The sequence below is a fragment of the Mogibacterium kristiansenii genome, from assembly GCF_009695905.1.
In the GTDB taxonomy this organism is placed as follows: domain Bacteria; phylum Bacillota; class Clostridia; order Peptostreptococcales; family Anaerovoracaceae; genus Mogibacterium_A; species Mogibacterium_A kristiansenii.
On the sequence record NZ_VUNA01000006.1, the window covers coordinates 35476 to 50256 of the forward strand.

The following is a 14781-nucleotide window of genomic DNA, read 5'->3' on the forward strand; positions in this document are numbered from 1 at the left end:
ATTTTTTACACATTTTAATTTTTTTACATATCAACAAATTATCGTGAAAATCTTGTATAAAAATTCAAACAAAACACCCTCCTCCCCATACGTCTCGTGGCAAAGAGGGTGTCTATTGATTTTTTTCAATAAAACGATATTCGGTTATTTCAGCCTTAACGGTGTGCTGTCATCTTCCCCTTCATTTTTAATCTCCCGAAGGTAGTTGTACAGCGTGGTCTGAGAGATGGAAAGCGCCTTGCAAATGTACGGCGTCGTTGCTCGAACATCAAAGATTCCCTGACGCTTCAGTTCCTTGAGCAAGGTAATCTTTCCTTCCTTCGTATCCAGATCTCCGGTCGTCATCTTCCAAATGGAATTCATAATCGCGTTCTGCGCCACGTTCTGAATAATATTTCCGCCGCTGTCCCCCGGAGAACATTCTTCATCCGTATTCACGTGAATCTTGTAGTTGATGTAATCCCGAAGCTCTTCCAGCTTGGAATCATCCTGGTTGATGCAGATCAGCACCGCCGGCTCCCCTTTTTCATCCCGGATGATGAAATGGGAGGACCGAAGGCGCTTTCCCTTCTCGGACATCGTACGATATGCAATCATATGTCCGTCATCGTCGGACTGACGCAAAATCATTTTATAGATGGACTTATCCATGCGGGTCCCCACTTCCCGCCCGGTAATATTGCCATTGGCGATGAACACCATTTGCATCTCGTGAAGGTCATGTACCGCTACTTCCGTGTCCCGGCCTTCCACCTTTGCGATGCCCTTTGCCACGCCAATCATAATTTTTATCAGCTCTTCCTGTTTCATATCCTTCCTCTTTTCGTCTCTCTATCTGCCTTACGGTACAAGAAGCTCTTTCATCATTTGTAAGATATACTATCACACCGCGGCAAGGAGTTTCAATATGGGTTGTAATTTTTTTACAAAAAAAAGTGCAGTTGCACCTGCACTTTCGACTTCAATTCAGTTTCCGGAACTAGTCCTCTTTCACCTTGTCCCACATGGTGGACATTCTCTGAATCTGCTTTTCGTCTGTTCCGTTTCGACGGAGCTGCTTCAAATACATTTCCTTCGGAACACCCATCTTCTTGTACGCACCCAGGTATTTCTTCATGTAATTGTTCATATACAGCATAAAGCCGCCCAGATACACGAATCCCAGAACTGCAACAATCAGGGAAGCCTTCCAGCCTACCAGGAATGCCAGAAGAATCACGGCAACAACCCAGACAATGCCGGCTACACGGTTGAATTTGGACCATTTCTCCATATCCAACTGCTTCGGCATCTCTACGCCCTTTTCCTTCATCTGATTCTTATACATATTCTGCTGATAACCTTTTGACTGACGGTTAAACTGTGGTGGACGCTGTTTTCCTTTTCCCATTCTTTCACTCCTTTAAATTAGTCACACTACATTATACAGGGAAATGAGCCATTTTCCAATGGTTTTTTGGCTTTTCTTTATTAATTTTTTCCCTCATCTTCAATCACCTTGATACCTTCGCGGCGCTGCGATACGATTGGCACGTACTCTTCGTCGCCGAACATGGTGGTAAAACCGTTTCCGTTAATTTCACTGACATTGGAAATGGTAATAAACGCCGTCGGATCGATGTTCAGAACCGCTCTCTTCACGCGGTTCAGGTTGCGGCTGCTGATGACGCTGGAAATCACTTCGAAATCTTCCTGAATGTATCCGCCCTTTGCCGGGAAAATAGTAGTGCCGTATCCCAGTTCCAGCAGTTTCTCGTTGATGGATCGGCTCTTTTCCTTACTGAAAATCATGGTCTGTACGCCACCCTGGTTCATTACCAGAATGTAGTTCAAAACCACACTGTAAATCAGCGTATAGAAGATTCCCAGAATAATTCCGTTGGTGTTGGTCATCGGAATCTGGATGATAAAAATACATACGTCCAGTGCAGACATGACCGGCGCTACCTTCCAGCCAAATTTTCGGTTTAAAATAATCGGCGGTACGTCCACACCACCGGTGGAACCACCCATACGAATTACCATACCAATTCCCACACCATCCATGATGCCGGCACAGATTGCCGCCATCAGCGGATCGTCTACCAGATGCTGCAGCGCATCGATGTTCTGAAACAATCCGAGGAAGAACGGAAACAGGAATGTTCCGGCCACAATTGTAGCGGCAAATTTTTTTCCCAGAAGAATCCATCCGATTACGAATAACCCAATATTAATTGCATATACGGTAGGGGTCACACCGAATCCAAAGAAGTGGTTCGCACTTCTTCCAACACCGGTCACCCCTGCAACTACCATGTCATAAGGAAGCGCAAAGCATGCCATAGCACAAGCGCTCATCGCATTTCCAAGAACGAGTTGCACCAGATCTGTTACAGTTTTCATTGTTTTACTCATCGCATTTCCTCCTTCCAATAAAAAACACCCGACATGTCGTCCGGTGTAGAAAAAACAATCTTGCCCGACAAGTATAACGCAAAAAGCCGTGTAAGTCAAGCATATTCCACTTTTTTTGCACTCTTGAAAATACACTGCACGGGAAATATAATAAGAGATAGTTGTTTATGTTCATTAAGGAGGAACTATAGAAATGAAAGCTTACGAAAGATTTCTTAAGTACGTTACCGTGCGCACACCAAGTGACGAAAACAGCAGCACCATCCCATCCTCTTCTTGCCAGTTCAACCTGGCCCACGTTCTGGTGGACGAGATGAAAGCCATCGGCATTGAGGATGCTGAGGTTGACGATCAGTGCTATGTATACGGTCACATTCCGGCAACTCCGGGATATGAGAACTGCACCGCCATTGGTTTTATCGCTCACATGGATACGGTTGCGGACTTCTGCGATCACGATATCGTACCGGTAGTGCATGAAAACTACGACGGAGAGGCATTGGCACTGGGCGACAGCGGTCTGACCCTTTCCCCGGAAATGTTCCCGCACCTTCGGACACTGAAGGGCCGCACCCTCATCACCTCGGACGGAACCACCATCCTGGGCGCCGATGACAAAGCGGGAATCGCCGAAATTCTCACCGCAGTGGAAGATCTTTCAGACATCCCTCACGGACCGATCAGCGTTGCTTTTACCCCGGACGAAGAGATCGGCACCGGCGCATCTCACTTCGATGTAAAGAGATTTGGTGCGACCTACGCGTACACCTTGGACGGTGATACGGAAGGCGAAATTCAGTTTGAGACATTCAACGCCGCTCAGGCAAAATTAACATTCCACGGCACCAACGTGCACCCGGGTTCCGCAAAGAACATCATGGTAAATGCGGCACTGGTAGCGATGGAATACGATTCTCTGCTTCCGGCTGCAGAACGTCCGGAAAGAACCGAGGACTATGAAGGCTTCTATCACCTGACCCACATGGAAGGCAGCGTTTCCGATGCCTCCCTCACCTACATTCTCCGGGATCACGATGCCCATGTTTTCGACAACCGCCAGAAGACCATGCGTCAGGCAGCGAAGTTCATCAATGAACGGTATGGTGCCGGAACTGTGGAACTGGACATTCGGGTTCAGTATCGGAACATGGCAGAAGTTATCGAGAAGTGCCCAATCATCGTAGAAAATGCGAAGAAGGCGTGCAAAGCAGCCGGTGTAGAAGAGCTGATTCTTCCGGTCCGCGGCGGCACTGACGGAAGCACCTTGAGCTTCATGGGTCTGCCTTGCCCGAACCTGGGAACCGGCGGACACGCATACCACGGTCCTTACGAGCACATCACTTTGGAAGGAATGGATCAGTCCATTCAGGTCATCCGGGAATTGATTCGCATCTTCGGAGAACAGGAATAATCCGATGACCGCACTTCATATCTTTGATTGTGACGGTACGCTGCTGGATTCCATGCGAATGTGGGACAACATCAGCAGCGATTATCTCCGAAGTCTGGGCATTCAGCCGCCGGCGGATCTGGCGGAAATTCTGGATCCCCTCACCTTCCCGGAGAGCGTCCGGTACTTGGTAAATCACTTTGACCTGGATGACTACGAAAACACCTCCCGGGGACTGATGGACCGGGTACTGTGGCACTACGAGAACGACCTGGAGCTGTTTCCGGGAATTCAGGAGGAGTTGGAAACGGTGTCCCGAACGGGAGAGCCGATGATTATCCTTACCAATTCCCCTCGGGAGTTCGTGGAAGCCGGACTTCGGCGAACCGGAATCCGGCACTATTTCAGTCGGCTCTTTGTATCCCAGGAACTGGGCATCTCCAAGGACGATCCGGAAATTTTTCGGGTGGTATGCCGGGAAATGAGCGTTCCTCCGGAAGACGCGCTGGTCTATGAGGATTCCGCCTTTGCCATTCAGGCAGCGCGGGAAGCCGGGTGCCGCGTAAAGGAATACGATCGGTATCGTTAACCTTGCTTTTTAGCTTCCGGAGAGTATAATGAGAGAGGAATAACCGAATATCGAACGACGGGGAGCCCAATCCGGGCTGAGAGTAAGGAACGACTTAGACCCTTGACCTGATTTGGGTAATGCCAACGGAGGGAAATGGATTTGGAAGGCTGCGTCAAATTATGGCGCAGCCTTTTGTGTTTTATTCGGTCGTTCATCATGAAAGGAGAAATAAAATGTTCGAGAATTGTTTTGATCGGCTCCGCCAGCGGAGTGCTCTGGTACACAATATCACCAACTACGTGACCGTCAACGATGTGGCCAACATCATTCTCGCCTGCGGTGCCAGCCCAATTATGGCGGATGAACCGGAAGAAGCGGCGGAAATCACCGCCATCTGCACGGGATTGAACATCAACATCGGCACGCTGAATCAACGAACTATCTCGTCTATGTTTGCCGCCGGCAAACAGGCCAAAGCACTGAATCACCCGGTTCTTCTAGACCCGGTAGGTGCCGGCGCCAGCACGCTTCGCACGGATACCGCACGCAGAATTGTGGATGAAATCCATCCGGATGTGATTCGCGGAAATATTTCGGAAATTAAGACCCTGGCACAGGGAAGCGGTACCACCCAGGGCGTGGATGCGGACATAGCGGATGCTGTGACGGAAGAGAACCTGGATGACAGCATCGCCTTTGTAAAATCCTTCGCCTCTTCCTGCGGCTGCATCGTCGCGGTCACCGGTGCCATTGACCTTGTCAGCGACGGCGACCGTTGCTACGTGATTCGAAACGGCCGGCCGGAAATGGGCCGGATTACGGGAACCGGCTGTCAATTATCCGGAATGATGACCGCATTCATTGCCTCAAATCCGGACAACATGCTGGATGCCGCTGCAGCGGCGGTTTCGGCAATGGGGCTGGCAGGCGAAATCGGCTGGAGCCACATGCAGGCATCCGACGGGAATTCCACCTACCGCAACCGAATCATCGACGCCATCTGCAACATGACCGGAACAGAACTGAAGAAAGGAGCACGTTATGAACTTCGATAATCTTACATCCCCTCGCAAGAGCATCCACCGGGATAACCTTCGCCGGGAGGATTTTCTCGTATACGGTGTCACCGACCGCCACTGGCTTCAGGAGGGCGAACGGCTTTCGGATGTGGTTCGTAAAGCCCTGGATGGCGGCGCAACATTCATTCAACTCCGGGAAAAGCAGCTGGACGAAGCTGATTTTATGGCCGAAGCATTGGAAATTCAGAAGCTCTGCCGGGAATACGATGTCCCGTTTGTCATCAACGACAACGTGAAAATCGCGGCGGAAATCGGCGCGGACGGTGTACACGTGGGGCAGTCGGATATGGAGGCCGGCAACGTCCGGGAAATTCTGGGCGATAAGCGGATTATCGGCGTTTCCGCCGGAACCGTGGAAGAGGCCAAACAGGCCGAAGCGCGAGGGGCGGACTATCTGGGCGTAGGAGCGATTTTTCCGACAGACTCGAAGGACGACGCCCGTGCCCTGACCATGGATACCCTAAAAGCAATTACCGCTGCAGTGAACATTCCGGTGGTTGCCATCGGCGGAATCACGGAGGAGAATACGCTGGATCTTGCCGGAACAGGAATTGACGGCGTTGCGGTAATCAGTGCGATTTTCGGGCAGAAGGATATTGAAACCGCCGCTCGCAGACTGCTCACCGTGACCAAGCACATTGTAAATAAGTAATTTATGAAGGAGACACTTATGAAAAAGAAAACAGCATTGACGATTGCCGGAAGCGATTCCGGCGGCGGTGCCGGAATTCAGGCCGACATCAAGACTATGACCGTAAACGGCGTTTTCGCCATGAGCGCCATCACCGCATTGACCGCACAGAACACCACCGGCGTAACGGATATTCTCAATTCCACGCCGGAATTTCTGGCACATCAGCTGGATGCGGTATTCACCGATATCTACCCGGATGCCTTGAAAATCGGCATGGTTTCCTCGGTGGAGCTGATTCAGGTCATTGCCGACAAGCTTACGGAATACGATGCGAAGAACATCGTGGTGGATCCGGTAATGGTGGCTACCAGCGGTGCCCGCCTGATTTCCGATGATGCCATTGCCGTTCTTAAGGAAAAACTGCTGCCTTTGGCACTCCTCAGCACACCGAATATTCCGGAGGCCGAAGTGCTCAGCGGAATGGAAATTCATTCCCCGGAGGATATGGAAAAGGCCGCCGGAAGAATTTACGATGAGTTCGGTTGTGCCGTGCTTCTGAAAGGCGGCCACGACCTGAACGATGCCAACGACCTGTTGTGCACCGGCGACGGACTGAGATGGTTCAAGGGAAAGCGAATCGATAATCCGAACACCCACGGAACCGGATGCACCCTTTCCAGCGCCATCGCTTCCAATCTGGCCAAAGGCATGTCTCTGGAAGATTCTGTAGATCAGGCGAAGCGCTACATTTCCGGAGCCCTGGCGGCTATGCTGGATCTTGGTAAGGGAAAAGGTCCGATGGATCACGCGTTTGCAGTGGAAGGAGAGTATTAATATATGGAGCATAAGACAAATCTATTGGAAAACGGCATGATATGGTTCGGAGCCGGCGTTTCCATTGCGGAAATTCTCACGGGAACCTATTTCGCTTCTCTGGGACTTCGGAACGCCCTCCTCACCATACTCATCGGACACCTTATCGGCTGCACCCTTCTTTTTTTCGCCGGATACATCGGCGGAAAAGCGAGAAAGAGCGCCATGGAGACCACCAAGATGAGTTTCGGACAGAAAGGCGGATTGTTCTTCGCTCTGATGAACGTGATTCAGCTGATTGGCTGGACGGCCATCATGATCTACGACGGCGCGCTGTCCGCCAACGCCATCTGGAATACCGGCATCTGGCTGTGGGCGCTGGTGATTGGCCTGCTGATTATTCTCTGGATTAAAATCGGCATCACCAATCTGGGAAAAATCAACACGGTGACCATGACCGCGCTGTTCATCCTCACACTGGTTCTGTGCAAGGTGATTTTCTTCGGGAATGGCAGTGCCGCACCGATTTCCGAAGGGGGACTTACTTTCGGAGCCGCTGTGGAGATGGCGGTGGCCATGCCCCTTTCCTGGATGCCGCTGATCAGCGATTACACCAAGGAAGCGGAAAAACCTTTCGCCGCAACCCTTACCAGCTCTGTCACCTACGGCATCATCAGCTGCTGGATGTACATCATCGGCATGGGGGCCGCGCTCTTTGCAGGCACCACGGATATTTCCCTGATTATGGTTCGCGCCGGACTGGGACTGGCCGGCTTGCTGATTGTGGTTTTCTCCACTGTAACCACCACGTTCCTGGATGCCTACTCCGCAGGAATCTCTGCGGAGTCCCTTACATCTCGGATTTCCGGCAAAAACATGGGAATCTTTGTGGCCGTCATCGGAACCGTGGGTGCCATGCTGTTCCCGATGGACGACATCACCAATTTCCTGTACTTCATCGGCTCCGTTTTCGCTCCGATGATTGCCATCATGATTGCGGATTTCCTGGTAAAAGCAGATGACAGCGGCCGAGACTTCCAGTGGGTCAACCTGCTGGTTTGGCTTCTGGGGTTCTGCCTCTACCGCTACCTCATGACGGTGGACTTCGTGCTGGGCAACACCTTCCCGGACATCCTTATCACCATGATTGTGGCGCTGATTGCCCGGAAGCTGCTTCCGCAGGAGCGGTAAGCATTTGCAGGGTATTTGCGAATTATTGCGGGATAGTGTTAGGAGCTATCCCGCTTTTTAGTTTTGACATATCCGATTAGAGAGGATGATTTATAATGTATACAATTAAATTGATGAATGAGTATCTTCATGGCCCTATATGGGTATACGATGAGGAAGGATTTATAAGAAGAAAATATCCATTAATCGATAACGATGATGAACTGCGGAAATTGAATGAACAGGCAAGAAATCTATATGATTCATTTTATTCATTCAATGAAGATGATGGCGCATGCGTTTTTGATGAGGATGGATATAAAGCAGCATATGAAGAAATGATTGGTATAATTAAAAAAATAGTTCATAAGCTTCAAATGATTAATAATGATGATTTTGTTATTGAAGACTACATCACGAAGAATTAGAACAAAAGTCTAAAAATCAAAATCGCCCAGTCGTTCTAATAGGTTTCGTTTCGGGATGGAGAATCCGCGACGTATCACCTGTGCACCGGCGGCGGCCCGGATTTAAGTCTAATAATATTGCCCAATATTCGTTCGCACAATCTCATATGCCTAGAAAATCGAAGACACTTCACGCTTTTTGACGGAAAACGCGGATTTAGCGTGAACGCAATTCGCCGCTTTTGCAAAACTCTAATTTTGAAACGACCAATTACAACTGGCGATTCACGCCAACATGGGGATTTCTTCCAAAAGGCGTGAACTTTTTTTAAAGGGTTGTTTGCACGAAGAGAATTACATGTCAAAACCGTGTATAACACAAAAAATATTCACGCTGATTAGCGCGAATTGTAAAATTAGCGTGAAGTCACCCCGAAAATCTAGGCATATTTTATTATATCTACTTATCAAATTCTAACTATCAAATGGAAACCTGTTGGAGATATTAGCATAACCCCATAGGAAAATGGCTCTTCACTTTTGTATCATAAAAATGAAGAACCACTTTTTTATCTGAAGATCTCTACCTGCCGGATGAACTCCTTGGATTTTTCAACGTGAATCCCGTGCCCACAGTCAAATCGAATCAATCGGCAATCCGGCAGCGCCTCCAGCACCTGATGAAGGTCTCCTTCTCCCAATGCTCCCAGCAGAATTCCATCCGAACTGACATCCGCTTTCGCCTTCATAAACATCGTTCGGCAATGGATATTTCGAAGCAGTTCTTCATGGAGAATTCCTGCATGAAAGGAATCCGTATAGAATGCTTCGCCAAAGCGGGGATCGTACCGATTCATACCTTGAAAACCGGCCAATGCCGCCTTTGGCCAAAACGGAACCCGGAGATTCTCGTCCGGATTCTTTTGGCGAAATTTTGCGGCCATTCCAATCATTTTTTCTCGTATCTTTTCCCTGGATTTCTCCGGAAAAAAGTTCCAAGCGTACTGATGTGAAAAATAATACAACACAAAATCCGATGTTTCCGTTTGCGTCAAAAACTCGTGGCAGACGGTTGATAGGTCCACGAAATTAAATGTACTTTTCCGTCGCTCTCCCTGGGATGAAAAAAAAGGCGGATCTTCCAATATCAGATTTCGGCAAAGATTGCTGTGAGATGCCACGTATGCCGCAATCAGGCCACCGGAGGAATGCCCCAGCAGCGAAACCGGTTTTTCGATCTCATTTTGGATAAAATCAATTACGGCATTTCCAATGTCCACTACATTATATTTCGATGCATCATGCAGACTGCCGCCATGTCCGTAACAATCAACAGCATACACATGGTATTTCTTTGCCAACTTTGGCATGACCTTAAAAAAGCTCTCCGAATCCACCCCTTGCGCATGAATCAGCACCAAGGGCGGATTATCACTGCAAATTTCATAATATTTTAAATAGATATCATCCTTTTCGTAAACCGAGCTCAAGATTTTTTCCATACCGATACCTCCTAAAATCAAAGACGCAACATAATCCGTATTCTCCCGGATTACATTGCGTCTCAGCTTCTATTTTTACAGTAACGAGGAGAACAACCGAAGAATGCTGTTCCAGCCTCTCTGAAGTAAATTCCGTGTTTTTTTGTACTTTTTCGTCACTTCCATGCACAGCGGAAAACAGTGTTCGAAGTCCGCTTTCATGTCCTGCACCGCTTTGCAGTTGGTGAACAGGACGCCGTCTTCAAAGTGATGATAGAGACTTCGGAAATCGAAGTTGATGGTTCCGCACAGCGCCACACGGTCATCCGCAATGAGCTGCTTGGCGTGACAGAAACCCGGCGTGTACTCAAAGATTCGCACCCCGTCTTGAACCAGCCGCTGGTAGTAGGAACGGGTCACCGTATAGATGGTCCGCTTGTCCGGAATTCCCGGCGTGATAATCCGAACGTCTACTCCTCGCTCTGCCGCCAAACCCATCGCCCGGTTCATTTCATCCGTAATCACCAGATATGGCGTAATAATCCATACATAGCGTTCTGCGGAAGAAATCGCATTGAGGTACACGTTCTCGCCCACATGCTCCGAATCCAGTGGCGTATCTCCATAGGGCTGAATCAGTGCCCCCTCTTCCTTCTGAGTGTACTCCAGCTCCGGAAAGAAAGGTTCGTAATCCTCATCATCCTTATCCTTCGAGCGGATGGCATTCCACATCTCCAGAAACATCATGGTGAGATTACGCACCGCATTTCCGGTGATTTTTACGCCCGTATCCTTCCAATAACCGTACGGATGGGTGATATTGAAATACTCGTTGGCCAGGTTGTAACCGCCGGTAAATCCCACCTTGCCGTCCACTACCGTAATCTTCCGATGATCTCGGTTGTTGAGGAACACGTTCACCAAAGGGATGACCGGGTTGAACACCCGGCACTGGACTCCGCGGGAACGCATCTCCCGAATAAAGTCCGTGTTGATGAAAGCGATGCTGCCGATATCGTCGTAGAAAATTCGCACATCCAGTCCTTCAGCCGCCTTTTCCGTAAGAATCTCCTTGATTTCCGCAAAGGATTCGGCATTCTCAATGGCATGATACTCCATGAAGATGAATTTTTCCGCCTTTCGAAGCGCATCTTTCTGCGCCTCCAAGGCATCCGCTGCACAGGAAAAGAACTCGATGTCGCTGTCGTCGTATACCGGAAACGGGGCATGCCGGGCGATGTACCGGGACATATTGGCCACGGTATGGTCCTTCTCTTCCATTTTCTTTATGACTTTTGGGTCCTGCCGAATGTACGGAAACAGGCGCGCATCGATATCTTCAAAACGTCGCCGCATTCGCCGAGAGGATCCGTTCAAACCCACAATCAGGTAAATCATGGTCCCGGCAATGGGAAAGGTTAGCATCAAAATAAACCACGGCATCTTCATGGATGCCGTTTTGTTCATGCTAAACAGGGCAATGCAGAGAAGCAATGCCGCCATGCGGGCTACCTGATCCACCCATTCATAATTTTTTTCTATTTGAACCAGTACCAGATACAAAAAATAGCATTGCAACAAAATCGCCACGGCCACCAGAAAAACGCGCATGATGCTGTTCTTGGTCGCCGACTTTTTCTCTTTTGTCGCCGGTTTAATGGATGTGTAATTATTCATTCTTCATTTCTGTCCATCTCGTGGCGAAGGAGTCCGTTCCACGCCCTTCTGCCAAATCAAATCTACTTCGTGTCGTTTTCCTTCTCGTCTTCCGATAACGCCGAATCCTCTTCGGCCAGGAAGGCATCCCCCACTTTCTTCGCCGCAGCGATTAATGCGATGCCGCCGCCCAATCCTACGGCCAGCATTCCCAGAACTGCTTTACTCAGACTCTCTGCCCGCTTCTCACCCTGCGGTTTCGTATTTTCCTTACTCATAGAGATCCTCCTTTCACTGCCGTAAAAGTTCTATTCATTCCATAGTGTAAGCGTACCACATTCCCGTGTTAAGTTCAAATCGATCAAACGCTGATTTTCGGAACCCCGGAAACGCAAGGAAATATTCTTTTTGCTTTTATCAAAACGTCCGTCCACCAATACATCAATCAGCGACAGCATTTCCTCGGTGGCTTCGCAGTGACAATGGGTGCCTTCCGTTTCCAGCATTTCCAGGGTGAATCCGGTGAAGCACCAGATGCTCTTCTCCGGATATTTCCGGCGCACCTTGCGGAGAAAATCCACCAGCACCCGCTGATTCTCCGGCTCGAAGGGTTCTCCCCCCAGCACCGTCAGACCGCAGATATAATCCGGCGCCAGCATTTCCAGAATCCGGTTTTCCGTCTCCTCCGTAAAATCATTTCCGTAGTTAAAGTCCCAGGTTTCCGGCTGAAAGCAGCCTTCACAGTGATTCGTGCATCCGGAAACGAACAGGGACACCCGTACGCCAATGCCGTTTGCAATATCACAGTTTTTTATTTCACCGTAATGCATTTTTTCCTCCTAGCAAAATCGGCCGCTCCTAGGAGTGGCCAATTTCTTTTTATCATCATTACAGATGCAGTACACGATCCTTAATTTCCTGAGTCCGACCCTGATTCCAGAACTGGGTACCGATGTAACCGCAGGTTCTGCGAGCCACGGACATCAAGTCCTGATTTCGGTTGCCGCAATTCGGGCATTCCCATACCAGCTTGCCGTCACTGTCCTCTACAATCTTAATCTCGCCATCGTAACCGCAGGCAGCGCAATAATCGCTCTTGGTATTCAGCTCTGCGTACATGATGTTGTTGTAGATGAACTTCATCACTTCCAGAACGGCCGGAATGTTGTTCTGCATGTTCGGAACCTCCACATAGCTGATGGCTCCGCCCGGAGAAAGCTGCTGGAATTCCGCTTCCTTCGCCAGCTTGCTGAAGGCATCGATTTTCTCCTCTACATGGATGTGATAGCTGTTGGTAATGTAGTTTTTGTCCGTTACATGCGGGATGATGCCAAATCGTCTCTGCAGGCACTTCGCAAACTTATAGGTGGTGGACTCCATCGGCGTTCCGTATACGGAGTAGCTGATGTGTTCCGCCGCCTTCCAGTATGCACACTTATCGTTCAGGCGCTGCATTACGTCCAGAGCGAATTTTCTTCCCTCTTCTGTAGTATGGCTCTTTCCAATCATGCGATAGCACATCTCAGCCAGTCCGGCATATCCCAGAGAGATGGTGGAATAACCATTGTACAGCAGCGGGTCAATAACTTCCCCCTTCTTCAATCGGGAGATTGCACCGTACTGCCACAGAATCGGTGCCACGTCCGACGGCGTTCCCAGAAGGCGCTCGTGACGGAGACGCAGTGCCCGGTGGCACAGCTCCAGACGATCGTCCAGGATTTCCCAGAAGCGGTCCATATTTCCGTCGGAGGAACAAGCCACGTCCACCAGGTTGATGGTAACCACACCCTGGTTAAACCGTCCGTAGAATTTATGCTTGCCGTTCGGCAGCAACTGATTGTCCTCCACCGTCAGGAAGGAACGGCATCCCATACAGGTGTATACCTCTCCCTTCTTCAGTTCCTTCATCACCTTGGCAGAAATGTAATCCGGCACCATTCTCTTTGCGGTACAGGTCGCTGCCAGTTCTGTCAGATGCCAATACTTGGAATCTTCCGTGATATTATCTTCGTCCAGCACGTAGATCAGCTTCGGGAATGCCGGTGTAATCCACACGCCCTTCTCATTCTTGACGCCCTGAAGTCTCTGACGGAGCACTTCTTCGATGCACATCGCCAAATCGTCTCTCGTCTGTCCTTCCGGTACCTCGTCCAAGTACATGAACATGGTAACAAAAGGTGCCTGTCCGTTGCAGGTCATCAAGGTAATCAGCTGATACTGAATGGTCTGAATACCGTTCTTCACCTCTTCCCGAAGGCGGCGCTCGGTAATCTTGTCGATGATTTCGTCATCCATGGATTCGCCGCAGGCCTTCCGGTCCGCAATCACATGCTCCCGGAGTTTTTTCCGGCTGATATCCACGAATGGCGCCAAATGTGCCAGGGAGAAGGACTGTCCTCCATACTGGTTGCTGGCTACCTGTGCGATAATCTGGGTGGTAATGTTGCAAGCGGTATAGAAGCTGTGCGGCTTCTCAATCATGGTCTCACTGATAACCGTGCCGTTCTGCAGCATATCCTCCAGGTTAATCAAATCGCAATTGTGTTCCTTCTGTGCATAATAATCGGAATCGTGGAAGTGAATGATTCCCGCTTCATGAGCTGCGGTAATCTCTTCCGGAAGAAGAATTCTCTTGGTCAAATCCCGACTCACTTCTCCGGCCATGTAGTCTCTCTGTGTGGAGTTGATGACCGGGTTCTTGTTGGAATTCTCTTGCTTCGCTTCCTCATTGTTGCATTCAATCAAGGAAAGAATCTTGTCATCCGTGGTGTTGGACTGACGAACCAGGGAACGGGTATACCGATAGGTAATGTACTGCTTCGCAACCTCGTAGGCTCCGTGCTGCATGATGGCCTGTTCCACGAAATCCTGAATCTCTTCCACCGCCGGAGAACGTCCCAAGTCATCACAGGCAACGGTCACGCTCTCTGCAATTCGGCGAATCTGCACCTCGGTCATTCTTTTCTTTTCCGGCACCTGACGGTTGGCCCCCTGAATGGCATGGATAATCTTATCGATGTCGAATTCTACTTCCGCTCCGTTTCTCTTGATTACGTTCACGACAATCTCCTCTTTTCTTTCGCATATATATGTACCATTTTAATAAGCACTCTATATGTAGGGTGCTCTTCGGTACTTACTACCACAACATATTGTTTCCTTTGGTATTATATTACCCATGAT

General features: G+C 49.4%; 15 protein-coding genes. 7 read left to right on the top strand and 8 right to left on the bottom strand.

The genetic code is table 11. The annotated features are described in order from the left end of the window. Positions 1–144: 144 nt before the first annotated feature. The 3 genes from FYJ65_RS04135 to FYJ65_RS04145 form a co-directional block, all read right to left on the bottom strand. Positions 145–810, bottom strand: coding sequence for a helix-turn-helix transcriptional regulator (locus tag FYJ65_RS04135; protein WP_154554096.1), 666 nt, complete (start codon positions 808–810; stop codon positions 145–147). A gap of 169 nt (positions 811–979) precedes the next feature. Beyond that, entirely contained in the window at positions 980–1390 is a 411-nt protein-coding gene (locus FYJ65_RS04140) for a hypothetical protein (protein ID WP_154554097.1), read from the bottom strand. Between the two features lie 80 nt (positions 1391–1470). Beyond that, the gene (locus FYJ65_RS04145) at positions 1471–2397 is read right to left on the bottom strand and encodes a YitT family protein (RefSeq protein WP_154554098.1); all 927 of its coding nucleotides are present in this window, start codon (positions 2395–2397) and stop codon (positions 1471–1473) included. Positions 2398–2590: 193 nt separating this feature from the next. On the opposite strand from FYJ65_RS04145, the gene pepT reads away from it, so the two are divergent. The 7 genes from pepT to FYJ65_RS04180 all read left to right on the top strand — a co-directional run bounded on the left by pepT (position 2591) and on the right by FYJ65_RS04180 (position 8482). Further along, positions 2591–3808, top strand: a complete 1218-nt coding sequence (pepT, locus tag FYJ65_RS04150; protein WP_154554099.1) for a peptidase T — start codon at positions 2591–2593, stop codon at positions 3806–3808. 4 nt (positions 3809–3812) lie between these two features. Next, the gene (locus tag FYJ65_RS04155) at positions 3813–4376 is read left to right on the top strand and encodes an HAD family hydrolase (protein WP_154554100.1); all 564 of its coding nucleotides are present in this window, start codon (positions 3813–3815) and stop codon (positions 4374–4376) included. A gap of 215 nt (positions 4377–4591) precedes the next feature. Beyond that, positions 4592–5413 carry a hydroxyethylthiazole kinase gene (gene thiM / locus FYJ65_RS04160; protein ID WP_154554101.1) on the top strand — a complete coding sequence of 274 codons (822 nt, stop codon included), beginning with the start codon at positions 4592–4594 and terminating at the stop codon, positions 5411–5413. Beyond that, positions 5400–6089 carry a thiamine phosphate synthase gene (gene thiE / locus FYJ65_RS04165; RefSeq protein ID WP_154554102.1) on the top strand — a complete coding sequence of 230 codons (690 nt, stop codon included), beginning with the start codon at positions 5400–5402 and terminating at the stop codon, positions 6087–6089. Before thiM ends, thiE begins: the two co-directional genes overlap by 14 nt. 18 nt (positions 6090–6107) lie before the next feature. Next, positions 6108–6905, top strand: coding sequence for a bifunctional hydroxymethylpyrimidine kinase/phosphomethylpyrimidine kinase (gene thiD / locus FYJ65_RS04170; RefSeq protein ID WP_154554103.1), 798 nt, complete (start codon positions 6108–6110; stop codon positions 6903–6905). 3 nt (positions 6906–6908) lie between these two features. Next, positions 6909–8075, top strand: a complete 1167-nt coding sequence (gene cytX, locus FYJ65_RS04175) for a putative hydroxymethylpyrimidine transporter CytX (protein ID WP_154554104.1) — start codon at positions 6909–6911, stop codon at positions 8073–8075. Positions 8076–8170: 95 nt separating this feature from the next. Then, positions 8171–8482: a hypothetical protein gene (locus FYJ65_RS04180; protein WP_154554105.1), complete on the top strand. Its 312-nt coding sequence runs from the start codon at positions 8171–8173 to the stop codon at positions 8480–8482. Positions 8483–9030: 548 nt separating this feature from the next. On the opposite strand, the gene FYJ65_RS04185 is transcribed toward FYJ65_RS04180, so the two are convergent. The 5 genes from FYJ65_RS04185 to nrdD all read right to left on the bottom strand — a co-directional run bounded on the left by FYJ65_RS04185 (position 9031) and on the right by nrdD (position 14658). After that, complete coding sequence (locus FYJ65_RS04185) at positions 9031–9963, bottom strand: alpha/beta fold hydrolase (RefSeq protein ID WP_154554106.1); 933 nt, start codon at positions 9961–9963, stop codon at positions 9031–9033. A 75-nt stretch (positions 9964–10038) separates the two neighbouring features. Then, positions 10039–11619 carry a cardiolipin synthase gene (gene cls, locus FYJ65_RS04190; protein ID WP_154554107.1) on the bottom strand — a complete coding sequence of 527 codons (1581 nt, stop codon included), beginning with the start codon at positions 11617–11619 and terminating at the stop codon, positions 10039–10041. A 62-nt stretch (positions 11620–11681) separates the two neighbouring features. Beyond that, positions 11682–11876: a hypothetical protein gene (locus tag FYJ65_RS04195; RefSeq protein ID WP_154554108.1), complete on the bottom strand. Its 195-nt coding sequence runs from the start codon at positions 11874–11876 to the stop codon at positions 11682–11684. 30 nt (positions 11877–11906) lie between these two features. Further along, positions 11907–12428 carry an anaerobic ribonucleoside-triphosphate reductase activating protein gene (gene nrdG / locus FYJ65_RS04200; RefSeq protein WP_154554109.1) on the bottom strand — a complete coding sequence of 174 codons (522 nt, stop codon included), beginning with the start codon at positions 12426–12428 and terminating at the stop codon, positions 11907–11909. A gap of 58 nt (positions 12429–12486) precedes the next feature. Next, positions 12487–14658: an anaerobic ribonucleoside-triphosphate reductase gene (gene nrdD, locus FYJ65_RS04205; RefSeq protein WP_277671953.1), complete on the bottom strand. Its 2172-nt coding sequence runs from the start codon at positions 14656–14658 to the stop codon at positions 12487–12489. Positions 14659–14781 lie beyond the last annotated feature (123 nt).